Origin of the sequence: Peteryoungia ipomoeae (assembly GCF_004912165.1) — a bacterium.
Classification (GTDB): Bacteria; Pseudomonadota; Alphaproteobacteria; order Rhizobiales; family Rhizobiaceae; genus Allorhizobium; species Allorhizobium ipomoeae.
In genome coordinates this window covers 113,722-133,323 of record NZ_STGV01000005.1, presented here as the reverse complement: position 1 = coordinate 133,323, position 19,602 = coordinate 113,722, and the positions used below count along the sequence as shown (strand labels likewise).

Genomic DNA, 19,602 nt, shown 5'->3' with positions numbered 1-19,602 from the left:
ACGGAAGACGATGAGGGGGTGAAAGAGGCGCAAAGCCCGACCCCTTGAGAGTGGAACAGTTTACCGGCGCAGCCGGGCGGGTGCTGCGCAGGGTTTTATAACGGACCCGCACTAAAAACTTGGGAGTTACAATATGAAGAAGTCTCTTCTTTCGGCAGTGGCGCTGACGGCCATGGTTGCCTTCAGCGGCAACGCCTATGCCGAAATCCTCGTCGGCGTTGCCGGCCCGCTCACAGGCCCGAACGCCGCCTTCGGTGCACAGCTCCAGAAGGGTGCCGAGCAGGCTGCCGCCGACATCAACGCAGCCGGTGGTATCAACGGCGAGCAGATCAAGATCGTGCTCGGCGATGACGTTTCGGACGCCAAACAGGGCGTTTCGGTCGCCAACAAGTTCGTTGCTGACGGCGTCAAGTTTGTCATCGGCCACTTCAACTCGGGCGTTTCGATCCCGGCGTCTGAAGTCTATGCCGAAAACGGCATCCTGCAGATCACGCCTGCTTCGACGAACCCGAACTACACCGAGCGCGGCCTGTGGAACACCTTCCGCGTCTGCGGTCGTGACGACCAGCAGGGCGAAGTCGCCGGCAAGTACATCGCCGACAACTTCAAGGACGCCAAGGTTGCCGTCGTTCACGACAAGACCCCTTACGGTCAGGGCCTGGCTGACGAAACCAAGAAGGCCATGAACGGCCTCGGCGTGACCGAAGTCGTCTACGAAGGCATCACGGCTGGTGAAAAGGACTACTCCGCCCTGATCGCCAAGATGAAGGAAGCCGGCGTTTCGATCGTCTATTTCGGCGGTCTGCACACCGAAGCTGGTCTGATCATGCGTCAGATGGCTTCGCAGGGCCTCGACGCAACCCTGATGTCGGGCGATGGCATCACCTCGAACGAACTGGCTTCGATCGCTGGCGACGCTGTCGAAGGCACGCTGATGACCTTCCCGCCGGATCCGCGCCAGAACCCGAACGCTGCCGACGCCGTGAAGAAGTTCCGCGACGCTGGCTTCGAGCCGGAAGCCTACACGCTCTACTCCTACGCTGCCCTGCAGGTCATCGAAGCGGCTGCCAAGGCTGCCGGTTCTGCTGATCCGGAAGCCGTTGCGACCGCAATGAAGGAAAAGGGTCCGTACACGACTGTCATCGGCGAACTCGGCTTCGACGCCAAGGGCGACATCACCCGTCCGGACTACGTCATGTACACCTGGAAGAAGGGTGACGACGGCAAGTATTCCTACTTCCAGAACTAAGTCGATCCCAGATCGGTTGAACGGAAAACCCGGCCTTGCGCCGGGTTTTCTGCGTTTGAGCCTCAGTTCTCCAGGGTGCGCAGGACGAAGTCGGCACGCTCCGCAATCGATGCCTTCGGGATGATCGTCCAGGTGTAGCCGGGATCCGCATAGAGAGCGCCGAGCCTTTCGTATTCTTCGACTGCGGCCGCGAAGTCATGGCGGCGCTCCTGGTCTTCTACGAAAATTTCCGGCCATGGCGCGACGGCGAAAACGCGGTGATGATAACGGCCATCGGTTCTGAGCGCTTCGATCTCAGATTGGTCGCCGGTGGCGATAGCAAGAGCGGATGTGGCATCGATCAGGCTACGATCGAAGAACACCCTGCCACCGTGTCCGGCCATGCGCCTGCGATCTTCCCGCCCCAGCCGGATGGCCTCTTGGGCGAAAGCCGCCAGATCGATCCAGGGCAGAGCCCTGCCGCTGATCGCCTGCTGATGCCGTACGATGCGCCGCCCCGGTTCTTCGACCGTGGCCAAGCCACGGCGAGCGAGTTCTGCCAGCAGCGTCGATTTTCCGCCACCGGAGCATCCGGTGAGGATGACGAAATTGTCCATCATCGTGTCCTTTGTTTTTTCTCGTGCGCCTTGGCCCATGTGCCTGAGCCGGCGAGTGGAAACGGCTCGTTGTCTGCATGCGAAGGCGTCTGGGGATGGCGGGCCGGGTTCAGGCGGAGATGCCTCGTCTTTGGGCTATCCCGCCGTCACGTCTCGCGCAGCGCGTGCGCCGCTTTCACGGCAGCGGAGGCGCGGTTTTCCACGCCGAGCTTGGCGTAGATCTGTTCGAGGTGCTTGTTGACGGTGCGTGCCGATAGGCCGAGGATTTCGCCGATGTCCTTGTTGGGCTTGCCTCGGGCAATCCAGAGCAGGACCTCGCTCTCGCGTTGTGTCAGGCCGAAATGGCCGCGCAGGATTTCGTCTTCGCTGCGTGTGTCGGCTGCCGTCAGGCGAAACAGATGTTCGTCCATGCCGACGGTGCCGAGGAAGGCGAGGCTCAAGCTGTGGCCGCCTGGGCTGCGATAGGTGAGGGCGCCTGCCGGGCTCAGCGAGGCGGCGCCGATCGGCGGCCGTTTGCCGATCCAGTCGGCCGCCACGGCTGCCACCGCGGTGATGCCGTCAGCCTGACCAGTTGCGGTTTCGATCAGCCGGTTGGCTTGCGGAGTCGTCCAGTGCACATGGCCGTCGCCACCGATTGCCACCAGGTGGCGTCCGGCGGCATCGAGCGCGACGCGGGCGCTTTGCGCTGACCTGGCATTCGACAGATGTACGCGCAGACGCGCACGCAATTCATCGATATTGATCGGTTTGGTCAGATAGTCCACGCCGCCGCAGTCGAGTGCCTTGACCACATGTTCGGTCTCGGTGAGGCCGGTCATGAAGATCACCGGGACTTGCGCGACAAGCGGATCGTCCTTCAGCGCCTTGCAGGTCTCAAACCCGTCCATGCCGGGCATGACCGCATCCAGGAGGATGAGATCCGGGCTAATGCGATCGACGATCGAGAGGGCTGCCTTGCCCGAGGTGGCGATCAGCACGGAGTAATCTGAGGCCTCCAGGGCCTCGGTGAGAAAGCCGAGTGCTTCTGGGCTGTCATCGATCAGGAGAACAATGTCGCGGCGCTGGGTCTCAGCCATCAACGGTTTCCTTTCCCGCCTCGAAGGATGCGAAGTAGCTGCGCAGCCCGGCCATGTCGAAGCCCTGCAAGTGAACCCGCGCCTGGTTTATGAACGCGGCATTTTCAGGCGTGTCGGATAGCGCCGAAAGTTTGGCTTCAATGCCACGGACATAACCGATGTCGCAGAGGCTTAGCAATTCCTCGATATGCATGTGACCTGGCGAGACCGGGCGTGCCGCTCGCGACGCGGCAACGGAGGGACGCTTATCGTCGGCGTAGATCCAGTCGAGCCCCAGATACCGGGCAAGCTTGTCGCGCAGTCGCCCGATATCGACGGGTTTTGCAATTGCATCGTCATGGCCCTCGCCGCCGGAGGCCGGCGCATCGCCGACATTGGCCGAGAGCATCAGGATCGGCGCCTTCTGGCCAGCATCGCGCAGCCGTTCCACAAGTTGCCAGCCGTTCATTCCGGGCATGGATATGTCGACAAGGAAAAGGTCAGGCTTCACGCCATCGATCAGCGTCAGGCATTGCGGTCCGCTTTCGGCGGTCAGCACGACGAAATCGAGCGGCGCCAGTACCTCGCGCATCAATTCGCGATGGTCTTCGTTGTCGTCGACGACCACAATCGTCCGGCGCGGCCCGGTATAGGAGGCGATGCGGCGTTCCGGTGCGGGGGCGGTGTTGGGGCGGTCGATCGCCGACAGCATCAGCCGGACCTTGAATGTGGTGCCGGTGTCGCGCTCGCTTGCAACGGCAATCTCACCGCCCATCGTGTTGGTCAGGAGCTTGGTGATGGTTAGCCCCAGCCCGAGGCCGGGCATCGGCCTGACATTGTCGGCTTCGCCGCGCTGGAAGGGCTCGAAAATCCGGTTCAGGTCCTTTTCCGCGATGCCACGGCCCGTATCGCTGACGGTGAAGGTGGCGACCTGACTGCGATAGGCAACGTCGAAACGGATCGTGCCCGTGTCGGTGAACTTGATGGCATTAGAGAGAAGGTTGACCAGGATCTGGCGGACGCGGCGCTCGTCGGTGCGCACGTAGAGCGGCAGGTTGCCCGACCGCTGGTGCTCGAAGGCCAGGCCCTTGGCGGCGGCCTGCGGCGTGAACATGTCGACGAGCTGGTCGAGGAAGTCCTGGATGTTGACCTCGTTGGAGAAGACCTGCAGGCGGCCCGCCTCGATCTTGGAGATGTCGAGCAGGCCATCGATCAGGCCTGAGAGGTGATCGGCCGAACGGCGGATGACCTTGATCGCGGACTGGCGCGGTGCGGGAATTGTCTCGTCGCGCTCGAGGATCTGGGCGTAGCCGAGCACGGCGTTGAGTGGCGTGCGCAATTCGTGGCTGAGCCCGACAACATAGCGGCTCTTGGCGCGATTGGCGGCTTCCGCCGTCTCCTTCGCTGTCTGCAGGGCGGCATCGGTCTTGCGGTGCGCGGCAATTTCCTTGAGCAGCAGGGTGTTCTGTCGCGAGGATTCTTCCTCCGCCACCACTCGGCTGTCATGCGCCAGCACGTAGAACCACGAGACGATGCCTGCCATGATGGCAAAGATGAAGAAGACGACGAGCACCGTCTGGTTGACCACCGCCGCCATCTCAGGTGTCGCGGCATTCACCTGGTGGGCGATCAGTGCCAGGATGGCGCCGATCAGGCCAATCGAGATCAGTGCGGTCAAGGCATAGCGTCCGAGCCGCGTCGACAGGGTTTGCAGTACCGTCTCGGGCAGGAAGGTCCGCGCGACGACGGCGGCCTGGGCATCGATGGTGGCGTGCGGTTTGCACATGTCGTGGCAGCGGCTATCGAGGGTGCAGCAAAGCGAGCAGATCGGTGCGGCATAGGCGGGGCACCAGGCCATGTCCTCCGGCTCGAAAGGGTGCTCGCAGATCGAGCAGGTGATGCCGGTTGCGTTTTTCCAGCTGCGGCGCGGCTTGCGGGCCAGGTAGAATTTGCCGTCGGTAACCCAGGCGATCAGCGGCGAGATGATGAAGGCGATCAGGGTGAGATAGGTGGAAAGCGACGCGACCAGCGGCCCGAACAGGCCGAAATGGGCGGCAAGCGCCACGCCGGCCGAAATCGCCATCGTGCCGCAGCCCACCGGATTGATGTCGTAGAGATGGGCGCGCTTGAATTCGATGCCATCCGGCGACAGGCCGAGCTTCTTGTTGACGAAGAGATCGGCCGACACGGCGCAAAGCCAGCTCATGGCAATGATCGAAAAGATGCCGAGCGTCTGTTCCAGGAGGCTGTAGATGCCGAGTTCCATCAGGAGAAGCGCGATGGCGACGTTGAAGACGAGCCAGACGACGCGGCCCGGATGGCTGTGGGTCAGGCGGGAAAAGAAGTTCGACCAGGCCAGCGAGCCTGCATAGGCGTTCATCACATTGATCTTCAGCTGCGAAATCACCACGAAGCCGGCCATCAGCAAAAGGGCTGCCGTGTCATTGGGGATCATGTAGCCGAAGGCCGCGACATACATGTGGGCTGGATCCGCAGCCTCGTTGATCGGCACCCCGGTCGACAGCGTCAGCACCGCCAGGAAGGAGCCGGCGAGGAGTTTTGGCACACCCAGCACGACCCAGCCGGGACCGGCGAGAAAGACGGCGATGCGGTGATGCAGCTTCCGGGCGCCGTTCGGCGGCAGGAAGCGGAGGAAATCCACCTGCTCGCCGATCTGCGGCATCAGCGCAAGGATGACGGCGGATGCGGCGCCGAACTCCAGAAGGTCGAAGGGCGCAACCTGTCCAAGATGCGCGTTCGAATGGTCGACCCCGGCAAAAGCGCGCCAAAGCTCGATCTTTTCCCAATCCAGAAAAGCGATGAAGACGAATGGTGCGATGTTCAGCACGATCCAGAAAGGCTGGGTGATCAGCTGGAACTTCGAGATCATCCTGACGCCATAGGTGACGAGCGGCACGACGACGACGGCGGAGATGAAATAGCCGAGCCACAAAGGAATGCCGAAGGCGAGTTCCAGCGCCTTGGTCATGATCGAGGCTTCGATGGCGAAGAGCATGAAGGTGAAGCTGGCATAGATCAGCGAGGTGATCGTGGATCCGATATAGCCGAAGCCCGCGCCTCGCGTGAGGAGATCGATGTCGACGCCGTTGCGGATCGCGTATTTGCTGATCGGCACACCAATCAGCAGCATCAGGATGGCCGCGACCAGAATGGCGAAGAAGGCATTGGTGGTGCCATAAGCGATGGTGATCGTCCCGCCGATCGCTTCCAGCGCCAGAAATGAGATTGCGCCGATTGCCGTCTGCGAAATGCGGCTGGAGGAAAATTGTCGCGCGCCCTTTGCGGTAAAGCGCAGTGCATAATCCTCAAGCGTCTGGTTCGCGACCCAGCGATTGTAGTCCCGTCGAACGGGAATGATGCGTTGGCGGGCTGGCATGCCTAAAATCTAGCGCTCATCATTGAGTGATGTTGATTTAGGCATTGTCATGGGATTGGCGCGGAAAGCAAGACCGCTTACGGGATGATCAGACCGCCATGATAGTCCAGCCGATAGGCGAGGGCGCCGTCTACGAGAATGCGCTCGATGCCGGTGAAGCTGCGATAGTCGCCGGCTGTCTCGTCGATATACTCCCCGAGCGGATGGCGGTAGGCGAAACCACCCAGGAAGCGCTTCTCCTGATAGAGGGCAAGAAGGGCCTGCTTGATGACGATGCCTGCTTTTTCTCCGTCAAAGCGTGTGGCGTCGACGATGCGGCCATAATAGTTCATCGCCCAGACCGGTGTTCCCTTGTGCCAGATGGCCTCTTGTCCGACGAAGTCGGTCCCGCCGTAGTAACTGTCGAGGTAGCGGTATTGGCCGTTCTCATAAGCGATGTCCTTGGCCCCCAGACGGCTCGGGATCTCTGCTGCAGTCTTGCCGGCCATGTAGGTGCCCCCCTTGGCCTCGACGATGAACTGTTCGAGCGACTTCATGGTTCCCTCCCGTGCGTGAACATAGGGGGAACGTACCGCCGCGACCCAGCTCAAACAACCCTGGCAATCCAGGGGTGCGAGCCGTTACGTGTTTCCCTCAGCCAGGCAGGAGGTCAGCGCCTTTATCAGCGCGGTCGCATCATAGGGCTTGCGTACAACCGGGATTGAGAGAAGCTCGTCGGGAATGACCGAGCGGTCGTCGTAGCCGGTGGCGAAGACGAAGGGGATGCCGCGGCGGACGAGCTCTTCGGCGACAGGCACAGAGGTGTCGCGACCGAGATTGATGTCGAGAATGGCAATCGTCGGCGTGTAGCTTTTCAGGCGCGTCAGGGCGTCGCTGCTCGAGCTTGCCGTCACCACCGTTTCGATGCCGGCATCGGCCAGCATCATTTCGGCATCCATGGCGATCAGGACCTGATCTTCGACAAGCAGCACGGGCACGTTGATATCAATCGGGGCAGCGGTTGCGATCGATTCCTTTTTCTCGACGGCCGCCTGTGTCTCGATATCATCGGCGTCCCAGGTAACGAAGCGACCGGGGATGCAGAAATGCGCGGTCAAACCTTCGGGCTGATAGTCTAGATGGCTGGTGCCACCGAGATCATAGGGGACACTGCGCTCGATCAGGGCCGTGCCGAACCCCTTGCGGGTGACAGGCGCGACGGTCGGGCCGCCGCGCTCCTGCCAGATGATCTGACAGTCGCCTTCGTCGGTCATCTCCCAGCGAATGGTGAGCGTACCGTTCGGTCGCGACAGGGCGCCGTATTTTGCGGCGTTGGTACAGAGTTCGTGAATGACGAGGGCCGCAACCGAATGGGCGCGCGCGTCGAGCGATATCGGCGGTCCGGCCAGCGAGATCGCCGTCGTTCCCGTTCGGTAGGGCAGGAGCTCGGCATCGACAAGTTCGGCGAGCTTGCCGCCGCCGCCGCCGCGGATAACCTGGTCATGCGCATGGCTGAGCGCCTGAATGCGACCGCGAAGTGCGCCGATATAGTCGTCGTTCGGGAGCGCGTCCTTGTTGGGCGCGGCAACCAGCGACTTGATCACGGCGAGGATGTTCTTGACGCGGTGGTTCAGCTCTTCGTTCAGCATACGCTGGCGCACATCGGCCTTGCTGCGCTCGTTCTCCATCAGTTCGTTGTGGCGCAGGACGATTTCGACCGTGGCGGCGCGGATCGCTTCGGCAATTTCCAGATCGGTCTCGCGCCATGGCTCGGCCTGACGCTGGACGGTTTCCTTCCAGATCGCGAAGCTCTTGCGCGGGGTCAGCCGGTCCCCCAGCGGTCCCGTGTCATACGATTTGTCCGGATTGCCGGCCCAGTTCAGCGTCTGCAGGCGCTCCTTGCGGAAGAAGAAGAGATAGTCCTTGGGCAGCTGCGACAGCGGTATGGCCATCACGCCGGAGACTTCCTCGAAATACGCTTCCGCTGCAGGAAAATCGCGGCTCAAGGCATGGGTTGCCCAGATCTGGCCACCGGCAACATCGGTGATGAAGCGGGCAAGGTCGTCCTCCGCGCCCCGCGGCGGCGTGGCGCCGTGGGGGGTCCAGTTGCCGTTCATCCACAGACCGACGCCATCGCAGGCAAAGAGCTTTTGCAGTTCGGGCAGGGCCTCCGCAAGGATTTCCTGAACATCGGAGCGGCCGGACGCTTCCTGCAGGAAGCGGTCAAGCGATCGCCGTGCGTCTGTTGAAATGTCGAGTTTGCGCTTCTGTTTCAGGGCGAGCAGATGCAGCGAGAAAAATTCGCCGAACATTTCCGCAGCGATGCGCTCCGACATCGACAGCACCTTGGGCGCATAGTGATGACAGGCGATCAGCCCCCAGAGCTTGTCGTTGATGATGACCGAGATCGACATGGAGGCCGAAACACCCATGTTGCGGAGATATTCGCAGTGGATCGGCGAAACGCTGCGCAGATGCGCGAAGGATAGATCGAGCGGGGCGCGACGCTCCTCGTCCTCCGGCAGAAGCGGAACGCGCGTGCCGCTGGCGTCGCCGATGACGCGGATCGGGTTTTGCATGTAGAGGACACGCGCCTGGCGGGGAATGTCGGTCGCCGGAAAATACTGACCGAGAAAGCTCTCGAGATCCGCGCGCTTCGCTTCGGCCGAGACCTTGCCTGAGCCATCCTCCTCGAAGCGGTAGATCATCACGCGGTCGTAACCCAGCACGCCGCGCACGAGGCGGGCGGAGGCCTGGATCAACGCATCGATATCGGAAATATCCTTGACGCGTCCAATCATCTCGCGCGCGAGCTGCAAGGGCTGGGTGCGGCGCAGCGACGGCTCGAACTCGATCAGCGCCTCGCCATTCTGCCGGTGGACGGCGATGTCGAAATAGCTGCCGGTCGGCAGGCGCATATGCGCAATCACTGCCGGGCGACTGGCATCCGGTGCCATGGCAATGGCGTTGCGCAGATCATGGACGGTCTCGTCACCGAGCAGTTCGATCAGGGCGCGGCCGGCGATCTCGCGGTCAATGCCAAGCATGTCGGCGGCATTTGCCGAGAAGCGACGAACTCTGGTGAGGCCTGGATCACAGACAAGCAGGCACCCATGTGGTTGTATGGCGCCGGGAATGTGGATGGGTTCACGATCACAATTGGTCAGATCGACCGTTTGGGCAGGCTGCATCTAAAGAACTTTCAAAGGCTTGGCGGGCATATTCAAAAGTGGCATTTGCCCAGGACACAGCAGCCTGCTGGTCGTACGCGCACACTCTCTCCATACGTTCGGAGAACGCAGACCAGTTCGATAGGTTCCGCGCTTGCGAAAAAAGATGTCGGGCCCCGCAGTCGTCGCGATAGCCGAGTTTTTCGGCGCGCTTCGCCAGGATCCGGGCGCCGAGCGTCGATCCCTCCAGCACGTAAAGGAGACCGATCAGGCCATCTCCTTCCGGCGGTGCGAAGGAAGACAGCGAGTCGGGATGCCTGAGGCCGAGATCATCGAGATCGGCGCGCAAGGCGTCGTCATAGATTGCCGGGCGCCAGTCATCGAGTTCCTGCGGCATCGGCCTGGCTGCCAGCCAGGCGTCGACGGGAAGGCGGAAACGCGCCATGCCCTGCAGATAGCGTTGATAGCTCTCAACACCATCGAAGTCGCCGATCATCGAATCGAGAGATCGGTGCGCCGCATCGGTGGCATTCTTCAAGTGTAGGCGGCGGCTCGGAAGGTCCATGGTCGTCCTTGTGTCTGAGTTCAGCATATAAGCTACAGCCACATCAACACAAGCGCTTCGCCAAAATACGGTTTACGCTCGGCCCACAGGCGTGCTTTGCCCCGGCACCTACGTCAAACGACGTATACGGTTTTGCGCCGCAGCATCCGATAGTCCCCTTCAGCAACGGTGAGATTTCGTTAACCGACCGGTTGCGAACAAGAAGAGGGGATCACGAGAATGTCCATGAAGATGAAACTGACGGGCGCGCTGCTTGGCGCCATGCTGTCGACGACGGCCTTCCACGGCGCACTCGCCCAGGAAGACACGATCAAGATCGGCGTCCTGCATTCGCTGTCCGGCACCATGGCGATTTCCGAGACGACGCTCAAGGATGCCATGCTGATGCTCGTCGAAGAGCAGAACAAGAAGGGTGGCGTGCTCGGCAAGAAGCTCGAAGCCGTCGTCGTCGACCCGGCCTCCGACTGGCCGCTGTTTGCCGAAAAGGCCCGCCAGTTGATCTCGCAGGACAAGGTTGCCGCCGTCTTCGGTTGCTGGACCTCGTCCTCGCGCAAGTCGGTTCTTCCGGTCTTCGAAGAGCTGAACTCGATCCTGTTCTATCCGGTCCAGTATGAGGGTGAGGAATCCTCGCGCAACATCTTCTACACGGGTGCCGCTCCGAACCAGCAGGCCATTCCGGCCGTCGATTACCTGGCCGACAACGAAGGCGTCGAACGCTGGGTTCTCGCGGGCACCGACTATGTCTACCCGCAGACGACCAACAAGATCCTGAAAGCCTATCTGATGTCGAAGGGCGTTGCCGAAGAAGACATCATGATCAACTACACGCCCTTCGGTCACTCCGACTGGCAGACCATCGTCTCCGACATCAAGAAGTTCGGCTCGGCCGGCAAGAAGACCGCCGTCGTCTCGACCATCAATGGCGATGCCAACGTTCCCTTCTACAAGGAACTCGGCAACCAGGGCATCAAGGCCGAAGACATTCCGGTCGTCGCCTTCTCCGTCGGTGAGGAAGAGCTGGCCGGTCTCGATACCGCTCCGCTCGTCGGCCATCTTGCAGCCTGGAACTACTTCCAGTCCGTCGATGCGCCTGTGAACGCCGAGTTCATCGAGCAGTGGCACGCCTTCACCAAGAACGACAAGCGCGTCACCAACGACCCGATGGAAGCCGCCTATATCGGCTTCAATGCCTGGGTAAAGGCGGTCGAGGCTGCCGGCACGACCGAGACCGACGCCGTGCTTGATAGCATCATCGGCGTCTCCGTTCCGAACCTCTCGGGCGGCACCTCGACCGTGATGCCGAACCACCACATCACCAAGCCGGTGCTGATCGGCGAAATCCAGGCCGACGGCCAGTTCGAAATCGTCCAGGAAACGCCTGCTGTCGTCGGCGACGAATGGTCGGATTACCTGCCGGATTCGAAGGACCTGATCTCCGATTGGCGCAAGCCGATGGAGTGCGGCAACTTCAACGTCGCCACCGGCAAGTGCGGCGGCAAGGGCAGCTGATCCCACCACGCCCGGGGCAAAGACCCCTCCCAACCCTCCCCACAAGGGGGGAGGGCTTTAACCCGGCGGCTCCGCCGAGCTTTATGCGGATCGATGCGGGTGCCGCGATTTTTCTCCCCCCTCGTGGGGGAGATGGCCGGCAGGCCAGAGGGGGTAACGCTCGCTTGGCATGCCACAGCTCCCTTCTCCCCGTTCACGGGGAGAAGGTACCGGCAGGCGGATGAGGGGCTTATGCAGTTCCGCCGCCCCGCCAACCGGGGGACAAGAGAATGCTTATGCGTCTGATTTCACTACTTATCCTTTTCATTTCTTTCGCCGCGCCGTCGATGGCGCAGAGCGATCCGGGCAGCCTCATCAACGCGCTCGGGAAAGCCAATTTCAAGCAGGCGGAAGCCTTGATCGGCGAGATTGCTGCGACCGGCGATCCGAAGATCGTGCCGGCGCTGGAGGCTTTTGCCGAAGGCGATCTCTATATGCGCAAGGAAGATGGCCAGGTGGTCATCACCAAGGCGGCAGGAAGCAATCTTGTGGCCATCGATCCGCTGACGGGTGCTGCAATCGGCGAGGCGCCTAAGGCAGCCTTCACCAAGATCAAGGTCAACAACAATCTGCGTCGGGCCATCCGTTCAGCGCTTGGCGGTTTGACGCTGCTCAGCCCCGACAAGGCGGTGCGCATGCAGGCGGCACAGCAGGTGCTGCAATCGCCGAGTGCTGAAAATCTGGAGCTTGTGGAAGCCGCGCTGGCCAAGGAAACCGATCCGCAGGTGAAGGCGCGGATGGAGGAGGCGAGGGCCGTTTCCGTGCTTGCCTCGGACCGACCCGCCGACGCCAAGCGCGCGGCCATCGAAACCGTTGCCTCGCTTGGCGGACGGGAGGCGATCGGCATCCTGATGTCGGTCTCCTCGACCATCGACGAGAGCCTGAAGCCCGAACTCGATGCGGCGATTGCCGGGCTGGAAGGTCAGTTGCTGCTCTGGGACGGCGCGCAGAATGTCTGGTACGGCGTCTCGCTCGGCTCGGTCTTGCTGCTGGCAGCCATCGGCCTTGCCATCACTTTCGGCGTCATGGGCATCATCAACATGGCGCATGGCGAGATGGTGATGATCGGTGCCTATTCCACCTTTGTCGTGCAGCAGATCATTCGCACCGAATATCCCGGACTTTTCGACTGGTCGCTGGCGATTGCGCTGCCAGTCGCCTTCCTCGTGACCGGCGCCATCGGCCTCATCATCGAGCGTGGCGTGATCCGTTTTCTCTATGGACGGCCGCTTGAGACCCTGCTGGCGACCTGGGGCATCTCGCTGATCCTGCAACAGACGATCCGGACATTCTTCGGCCCGACGAACCAGGAGGTCGGCAATCCGTCCTGGATGTCGGGCGCGTTTGCGCTGGGCGGCATGACGATCACCTGGAACCGGCTCTGGATCGTGCTGTTTTCGATTTCCATCTTCTTCGCGCTTCTCGCGCTGATGAAGAAATCCGCCTTTGGCCTGCAGATGCGCGCCGTGACGCAGAACCGGCGCATGGCATCTTCCATGGGCATCCGCACCCCCTGGGTCGATGCCTTCACCTTCGCGCTCGGCTCCGGCATCGCCGGCATCGCCGGGGTGGCGCTTTCCCAGATCGATAATGTCTCTCCGAACCTCGGCCAGGCCTATATCATCGACTCATTCATGGTCGTGGTCTTCGGCGGCGTCGGCAATCTCTGGGGCACGCTGGTCGGGGCGCTCTCGCTCGGCATCCTGAACAAGTTCCTCGAACCCTCCGTCGGGGCTGTGCTCGGCAAGATCCTCGTGCTCGTGCTGATCATCCTCTTCATCCAGAAACGTCCGCGCGGCCTGTTCGCGCTCAAGGGAAGGGCGGTGGAAGCATGATTACGGGCTTCATCCTGCGCGCACTCGAAGGCAAGATCCTCATCGTTGCCGGCATTCTCTGCGCCGTCGCACTGCTTGTCCCCGCACTCAACCTCCTGATGCCGCCGGGCAGCCCGCTGCATGTGCCGACCTATGTCATGTCGCTGTTCGGCAAGTATCTCTGCTATGCGCTGCTGGCGCTGGCGCTGGATCTCGTCTGGGGCTATTGCGGCATTCTCTCGCTTGGCCATGGCGCCTTTTTCGCGCTCGGCGGCTATGCCATGGGCATGTATCTGATGCGCCAGATCGGCAGCAGGGGCGTTTATGGCGATCCCATTCTTCCCGATTTCATGGTCTTCCTGAACTGGAAGGAGCTGCCCTGGTTCTGGCATGGCATGGATTCCTTTCCCGTCGCCATGGCGATGGTGCTGATCGTGCCCGGCCTGCTTGCCTTCGTCTTCGGCTGGTTCGCCTTTCGCTCAAGGGTCAACGGCGTCTATCTGTCGATCATCACCCAGGCCATGACCTATGCGCTGATGCTCGCCTTCTTCCGCAACGACATGGGCTTCGGCGGCAATAATGGCCTCACCGACTACAAGGAAATCCTCGGCTTTTCCGTTCAGGCGGACGGGACGCGGGCCGTGCTCTTCGCGCTTTCGGCCATCTTCCTTGCTGTCTGCCTCATGCTTGCCTCCGGTATCACCCGTTCCAAGTTCGGCAAGGTGCTGGTCGGCGTGCGCGATGCGGAGAGCCGCGTGCGCTTCCTCGGCTACCGGGTCGAGAATATCAAGCTCTTCACGTTCACCGTCTCGGCCATGATGGCGGGCATTGCCGGCGCATTGTTCGTGCCGCAGGTCGGCATCATCAATCCGGGCGAATTCGCGCCAGCCAATTCCATCGAAGTCGTGGTGTGGACGGCCGTCGGCGGACGCGGCACGCTGATCGGTCCGATCATCGGCGCGATCCTCGTCAATGTCGGCAAAAGCTATTTCACCGGCGCATTCCCTGAACTCTGGCTGTTTGCGCTGGGTGGCCTGTTTATCGGCGTGACGCTGTTCATGCCCAAGGGCATTGTCGGTACGGTTCAGGCCTATCTGGCACGTCGCAAGGACTTCCGTCAGGCGGCGGAGCGAGACGCGGCGGCCAATGACACCAAACCCCAGGCAACCCCGGTGGCTGCGGAGTGAGATCATGAGCGACCAGACAACCAGCAGCCTTCTCTATCTGAGTGGCGTCTCCGTTTCCTTCGATGGCTTCAAGGCGTTGAACGCGCTGTCCTTCATCGTCGAGCCGGGCGAACTCAGGGCGATCATCGGCCCGAACGGCGCCGGCAAGACGACGATGATGGACATCATCACCGGCAAGACGCGGCCAGATAGCGGCGAGGTCTATTTCGACGGCGGCAAGGTGGACCTGACCAAGCGCGACGAAGCCGAAATTGCCCAGCTCGGCATCGGTCGCAAGTTCCAGAAGCCGACGGTGTTCGAAAGCCACACCGTCTGGGACAATCTGGAACTGGCGCTCAACCGCCGCCGCGGCGTCTTTGCCACTCTGTTCTACAGCCTGAGCCCAGCCGACAAGGCCCGCATCGAGGAAATCCTCGAGACGGTGCGCCTGACGGGGCGAAAAGACGATCTGGCGGCCAATCTCTCACACGGTCAGAAGCAGTGGCTGGAGATCGGCATGCTGCTGGCGCAGGAGCCGAAGCTTCTTCTCGTCGATGAACCGGTGGCCGGCATGACCGACGCAGAGACGGCCGAGACAGCCATTCTGCTCAAGGAGATCGCCAAGACCCGCGCGGTCGTTGTGGTCGAGCACGACATGGGCTTCATCCGCGACCTCGGCGTCAAGGTGACGTGCCTTGCAGAAGGCTCGGTGCTGGCGGAAGGTTCGATCGATTTCGTGTCCAATGACCAGAAGGTCATTGAGAATTATCTGGGGCGGTGATCGGATGAGCGCAGTTCTCGGGATACCCCCCTCTGCCCTGCCGGGCATCTCCCCCACAAGGGGGGAGAGCGGCACGCCGCTGCTCGCTCGCCTCCCTGCAAGCGTTCAGATTATCGCGGGGCTGGCTGGCTGGCTCCACTCTCCCCCCTTGTGGGGGAGATGTCACGCAGTGACAGAGGGGGGTAACCCCTCGCGCCAACATAGTGAGGAGCTCGCATAATGCTGACAGTCGACACCATCAATCTCCACTATGGCGCGGCCCAGGCATTGCGTGGCGTCTCCATCAATGCCGAAATGGGCAAGATCACCTGCGTGCTCGGGCGAAACGGCGTCGGCAAGTCGTCGCTGCTGAGGGCCATTACCGGTCAGCATGCGGTATCGGCCGGAACGATCACCTTCAATGGCACGAAGCTCAACGACATGGCGCCGTTCAACCGGGCACGGACCGGAGTGGGTTACGTCCCGCAGGGCCGCGAGATCTTTCCGCTTTTGACGGTGAAGGAAAATCTCGAGACAGGCTATGCGCCGCTTGATCGCAAGGATCGCTACATTCCCGACGATATTTTCAGCCTGTTTCCGGTGCTGGACACCATGCTGTCGCGGCGCGGCGGGGACCTCTCGGGTGGTCAGCAGCAGCAGTTGGCAATCGGGCGTGCCATGGTGACGCGGCCGAAGATCCTCGTGCTCGACGAGCCGACCGAGGGCATCCAGCCGTCGATCATCAAGGATATCGGTCGGGCGATCCGTTACTTGCGCGATACGACCGGCATGGCGATCCTGCTGGTCGAGCAGTATCTGGATTTCTGCAGGGAGCTGGCCGACCATGTCTACATCATGGATCGCGGCGAGATCGTGCATGAGGGGGCTGCCGAGACGCTGGATACGCCGGAGGCGCGGCGCCACCTTACCGTGTGATCTGAGCGCAAGGCTGCGTTGTTGATTTGTTAAGGCTAACGGGTTGATGCTGGAGACAGGCGTGGTAATGCTCGCGCATCTGCTAATCGAAGGCACATCCATGACAACCAGCACGGTCTCTTCTCACGTGCGGGCACGCGGCGTCGTTCGTGTGATCGCGGGTATCTTTCTGTTCGGCTTGTCGACCGCCGGCGCGCAAGCCGCGACCGGCTGCGGCGTTGCGATCGAGCCGGGTCGGCACGCCCTGACCTTCCAGTCCGGCGGGGTGGAGCGCCAGGCCGTCTACGTCATTCCGTCGAGCTACACCGGCAAGAAGAAAGTGCCGCTGGTCTTTGATTTCCATGGGTCGAACAGCAATCCCGATGTGCAGCTGAAGCGCAGCCACTGGGATGAGGTGGCCGAGCGCGAAGGCTTCGTCGTCATGGCCCTTGCCGGCAGCCTGAAAGGCGAGCTGCCCAACACCTTTGCCTGGAACGTGCCGGGCGTGACCAAGCGTGACGGCGCCGACGATGCCGCTTTCATCCGCGACGCAGTCAAGCTCGCCAAGGAAAGCTTCTGCGTCGACAACACCAAGGTCTTCGCCTCGGGTTATTCTGGCGGCGGACGCATGCTGTCGCAATATATCTGCAACGGCTTTGCCGATTTTGCCGCGGCCGGCTTCGTCATGGGCCTCCGGGCGGGCACGCCGATCGAGGAAAATGGCGTGTGGCGTCCTGAGCGCGAAAGTTGCCAGCCGACCAGGCCCGTTTCGATCATCGCTTTCTCGGGCAAGAAGGATCACGTCAACCCGTTCGATGGCGGCGGCAAGGATTACTGGCGCTACGGCGGCGCCGTCGCGCTTGCCCGCTGGGCGGAGCTGAACGGCTGCGACCGTCGGCCCGTCGCCGAGGCGGGGGAGGCGGTCGATGTCTCCAGCTATGTCGGCTGCCGTGCCGGCACCAGTGTCGTTTCCTATGTGATTGCGAGCGCCGATCATGCCTGGCCGGCCCGCTCGGTGCTGTTCCGTCTCGCCTCGACGGACGAAACCGCCATTCGCGAGGTTGATGCGACGGACCGCATGTGGAATTTCTTCCAGGGTTCGGGTGGCGAGCTGATGGCCGAAAAGGCCAGCGCCTCGACCTGCGTAACCGCAAACAACGATGCCCCGGGAGCAAAGCCCGGACAGGGGAAAGCGTGCAGCCAGTCCATCACGTCAGACAGCAGCGTGCCCGCGGTATCGGGCGACTTGTAACCAAGTCGCTTGGCGGGCGCACCCGCATCGCCGAGCTCTACCAGGAAGGCGCGGCCAAGATCCGCCTTCCGCAAAGCTTCACCAATGAACTCGAGGCGGTGACGATCAACACCGCCGGCGGAATCACCGGCGGCGATGCCTTCGACTGGGGCTTTCGCGCCGGGCCCGGCTCATTCGTGACCGCAACGACGCAAGCTTGCGAGAAGATCTACAAGGCAGCCAGCGGCACGGGTGCCGTGACCACGACAATCGATGTGGGGGCCGGGGCCAAATTTCATTGGCTGCCGCAGGAAAGCATCCTCTTTGACAGGGCCTCGCTCACCCGAAGGCTTGAGGTGGACCTGGCCGCAGATGCGGAGTTCCTCGCCGTCGAGGCCATCCTCTTAGGCCGCAAGGCGATGGGCGAGGCGATGCGCCAGGGGTTCGTTGGCGACCGCTGGCGCATTCGCCGCGAGGGACGGCTGCTGCATGCCGAAGACCTGCGTCTTTCCGGCGATGTCGCAGCCATTACGGCGGCGAAATCCGTCCTGTCCGGCCGAGTCGCCTTTGCCACCGTCTTCTACACAGGGCCGCTTGCCGAAGCGCTGCTCTGCCCAATCCGTGACCGTATCGGTGAAAATTTAGGCGGCGTAAGTCATTGGAATGGCAAGCTTGTTGCGCGCATCACAGCGGATGACGGCTTTGCCTTGAGAAAAATCCTCATCCCCGTCATTTCGGCCTTGCGTGGGGGTGCGTCTGTGCCAAAAGTCTGGACTCTCTAACGACCAGGGCCATTGGAGCGAACATGAATCTCACGCCGCGCGAAAAGGACAAGCTGCTGATCTCGATGGCTGCGATGGTGGCACGGCGTCGGCTGGAGCGGGGCGTGAAGCTCAACTACCCGGAAGCGATTGCGCTGATCACCGATTTCGTCGTCGAGGGGGCGCGCGACGGACGCGCTGTGGCAGACCTGATGGAGGCCGGCGCCCATGTCATCACGCGCGACCAGGTCATGGAAGGCATCGCGGAAATGATCCATGATGTGCAGATCGAAGCAACCTTTCCCGATGGCACCAAGCTTGTGACGGTGCACGAACCGATCCGCTGAGGAGATGTGACGATGGCGCTCGACCTTCGACCGAACTGCGAATGTTGCGATACCGACCTGCCACCTGACAGCGTGGCGATGATCTGCAGCTTTGAGTGCACCTTCTGCGCCGATTGCGCGAGGACGGCCCTTGCCGGTGTCTGCCCGAACTGCGGCGGGGAGCTGGTGCGGCTTCCGATTCGTCCAGCCGCGCGGCTCGTCAACAATCCGGCATCGACCAGGCGTATCCTCAAAGCGGAAGGCTGCCCGCCTTCGCGCGTCGCCTGAAGGAGAGTTTCAGCATGATCCCCGGTGAAATCATTGCACAGAGCGGCGATATCGAACTCAATGCCGGCCAGCCGACGGTGACGATCGAGGTTTCCAACAGCGGCGACCGTCCGGTTCAGGTCGGCAGCCATTATCATTTCTACGAGACCAATGCCGGCCTGATCTTCGATCGCGAGACGGCACGCGGCATGCGGCTCGATATTCCGGCAGGCACCGCCGTGCGGTTTGAGCCGGGACAGATGCGGCAGGTGACGCTCATCCCTCTATCCGGCAAGCGCGAAGTCTATGGCTTTCGGCAGAAGGTGATGGGTGGTCTTTGAACATGAAAGAGAGGACAGGATGGCCAAATCGATGACCTGGGGCGCGATCCTCATGCTGTGCGGCTGTGTGCTCCTCAAGGATGGGCCGGCGTTCAGTGAGGATGTGGCCGATGTCGACTGCAAAAATCCGGTGACGCAGGCGGACATGAACCAGTGTGCCGGCGACAGCTTTCGCAAGGCGGATGCAGAGCTGAACGCGCAGTGGAGCAAGACCCGCGCTGTGCTGCTGAGCTGGGACAAGGCTACGCCGCCTGATAACGACAATGGGGCCGCCAAGCGCCTGCTTCAGTCGCAGCGTGCCTGGCTGTCCTATCGCGATGCGAGCTGCGAGCTTGAAGCCTATACAGCGCATGGCGGCAGCATGGAGCCCCTGCTGAACATGTCCTGCCTGAAGGAGTTGACCGAGAAACGTGTCGAGGAACTGAAGTCCCTCGCCGAGTTCTACGCGAACTGAGGCGGTTG

The 19,602-nt window shown here is 61.9% G+C and carries 18 protein-coding genes; 12 read left to right on the top strand and 6 right to left on the bottom strand.

Annotated features, from left to right (window positions below; translation table 11 throughout):
* Positions 1 to 133 precede the first annotated feature (133 nt).
* Entirely contained in the window at positions 134 to 1,249 is a 1,116-nt protein-coding gene (locus FAA97_RS15380) for a branched-chain amino acid ABC transporter substrate-binding protein (protein WP_136599448.1), read from the top strand.
* A 62-nt stretch (positions 1,250 to 1,311) separates the two neighbouring features.
* Here the strand turns inward: FAA97_RS15380 and FAA97_RS15375 are convergent, their stop codons facing one another.
* From FAA97_RS15375 to FAA97_RS15350, 6 genes are all read right to left on the bottom strand, one after another.
* Positions 1,312 to 1,845, bottom strand: coding sequence for an AAA family ATPase (locus tag FAA97_RS15375; protein ID WP_136599447.1), 534 nt, complete (start codon positions 1,843 to 1,845; stop codon positions 1,312 to 1,314).
* A gap of 146 nt (positions 1,846 to 1,991) precedes the next feature.
* Complete coding sequence (locus tag FAA97_RS15370; protein WP_136599446.1) at positions 1,992 to 2,921, bottom strand: response regulator transcription factor; 930 nt, start codon at positions 2,919 to 2,921, stop codon at positions 1,992 to 1,994.
* Positions 2,914 to 6,297, bottom strand: coding sequence for a hybrid sensor histidine kinase/response regulator (locus FAA97_RS15365; protein ID WP_136599445.1), 3,384 nt, complete (start codon positions 6,295 to 6,297; stop codon positions 2,914 to 2,916). Before FAA97_RS15365 ends, FAA97_RS15370 begins: the two co-directional genes overlap by 8 nt.
* A 77-nt stretch (positions 6,298 to 6,374) precedes the next feature.
* Positions 6,375 to 6,833: a DUF5680 domain-containing protein gene (locus FAA97_RS15360; protein WP_136599444.1), complete on the bottom strand. Its 459-nt coding sequence runs from the start codon at positions 6,831 to 6,833 to the stop codon at positions 6,375 to 6,377.
* An 84-nt stretch (positions 6,834 to 6,917) separates the two neighbouring features.
* Positions 6,918 to 9,467, bottom strand: coding sequence for an HWE histidine kinase domain-containing protein (locus FAA97_RS15355; protein ID WP_136599443.1), 2,550 nt, complete (start codon positions 9,465 to 9,467; stop codon positions 6,918 to 6,920).
* Positions 9,430 to 9,984, bottom strand: coding sequence for a biliverdin-producing heme oxygenase (locus FAA97_RS15350; protein ID WP_246041512.1), 555 nt, complete (start codon positions 9,982 to 9,984; stop codon positions 9,430 to 9,432). The genes FAA97_RS15355 and FAA97_RS15350 overlap by 38 nt, the downstream gene beginning before the upstream one ends.
* 246 nt (positions 9,985 to 10,230) lie before the next feature.
* Here FAA97_RS15350 and urtA point away from each other — a divergent pair, with 246 nt between their 5' ends.
* The 11 genes from urtA (at position 10,231) to FAA97_RS15290 (ending at position 19,594) form a co-directional block, all read left to right on the top strand.
* Positions 10,231 to 11,520 carry an urea ABC transporter substrate-binding protein gene (gene urtA, locus FAA97_RS15345; protein WP_136599441.1) on the top strand — a complete coding sequence of 430 codons (1,290 nt, stop codon included), beginning with the start codon at positions 10,231 to 10,233 and terminating at the stop codon, positions 11,518 to 11,520.
* A 269-nt stretch (positions 11,521 to 11,789) separates the two neighbouring features.
* A complete protein-coding gene (urtB, locus tag FAA97_RS15340) occupies positions 11,790 to 13,394 on the top strand; it encodes an urea ABC transporter permease subunit UrtB (protein ID WP_168801013.1) in 1,605 nt (534 codons plus the stop codon).
* Entirely contained in the window at positions 13,391 to 14,560 is a 1,170-nt protein-coding gene (gene urtC, locus FAA97_RS15335; RefSeq protein WP_136599440.1) for an urea ABC transporter permease subunit UrtC, read from the top strand. Before urtB ends, urtC begins: the two co-directional genes overlap by 4 nt.
* Positions 14,561 to 14,564: 4 nt before the next feature.
* Positions 14,565 to 15,320 carry an urea ABC transporter ATP-binding protein UrtD gene (gene urtD / locus FAA97_RS15330; protein ID WP_136599439.1) on the top strand — a complete coding sequence of 252 codons (756 nt, stop codon included), beginning with the start codon at positions 14,565 to 14,567 and terminating at the stop codon, positions 15,318 to 15,320.
* Positions 15,321 to 15,539: 219 nt separating this feature from the next.
* Positions 15,540 to 16,235 (top strand): urea ABC transporter ATP-binding subunit UrtE, encoded by a 696-nt coding sequence (gene urtE / locus FAA97_RS15320; RefSeq protein ID WP_136599438.1) that lies wholly within the window; start codon positions 15,540 to 15,542, stop codon positions 16,233 to 16,235.
* Positions 16,236 to 16,335: 100 nt separating this feature from the next.
* On the top strand, positions 16,336 to 17,466 hold the full coding sequence (locus tag FAA97_RS15315; RefSeq protein WP_136599437.1) for a CE1 family esterase: 1,131 nt from the start codon (positions 16,336 to 16,338) through the stop codon (positions 17,464 to 17,466).
* Positions 17,409 to 18,227, top strand: a complete 819-nt coding sequence (locus tag FAA97_RS15310) for an urease accessory protein UreD (protein WP_136599436.1) — start codon at positions 17,409 to 17,411, stop codon at positions 18,225 to 18,227. The genes FAA97_RS15315 and FAA97_RS15310 overlap by 58 nt, the downstream gene beginning before the upstream one ends.
* A gap of 23 nt (positions 18,228 to 18,250) precedes the next feature.
* On the top strand, positions 18,251 to 18,553 hold the full coding sequence (locus tag FAA97_RS15305) for an urease subunit gamma (RefSeq protein WP_136599435.1): 303 nt from the start codon (positions 18,251 to 18,253) through the stop codon (positions 18,551 to 18,553).
* 12 nt (positions 18,554 to 18,565) lie between these two features.
* A complete protein-coding gene (locus tag FAA97_RS15300) occupies positions 18,566 to 18,820 on the top strand; it encodes a DUF1272 domain-containing protein (protein WP_136599434.1) in 255 nt (84 codons plus the stop codon).
* Between the two features lie 14 nt (positions 18,821 to 18,834).
* On the top strand, positions 18,835 to 19,140 hold the full coding sequence (locus tag FAA97_RS15295) for an urease subunit beta (RefSeq protein ID WP_136599433.1): 306 nt from the start codon (positions 18,835 to 18,837) through the stop codon (positions 19,138 to 19,140).
* Between the two features lie 19 nt (positions 19,141 to 19,159).
* Positions 19,160 to 19,594, top strand: a complete 435-nt coding sequence (locus FAA97_RS15290) for a lysozyme inhibitor LprI family protein (protein WP_136599432.1) — start codon at positions 19,160 to 19,162, stop codon at positions 19,592 to 19,594.
* Positions 19,595 to 19,602 lie beyond the last annotated feature (8 nt).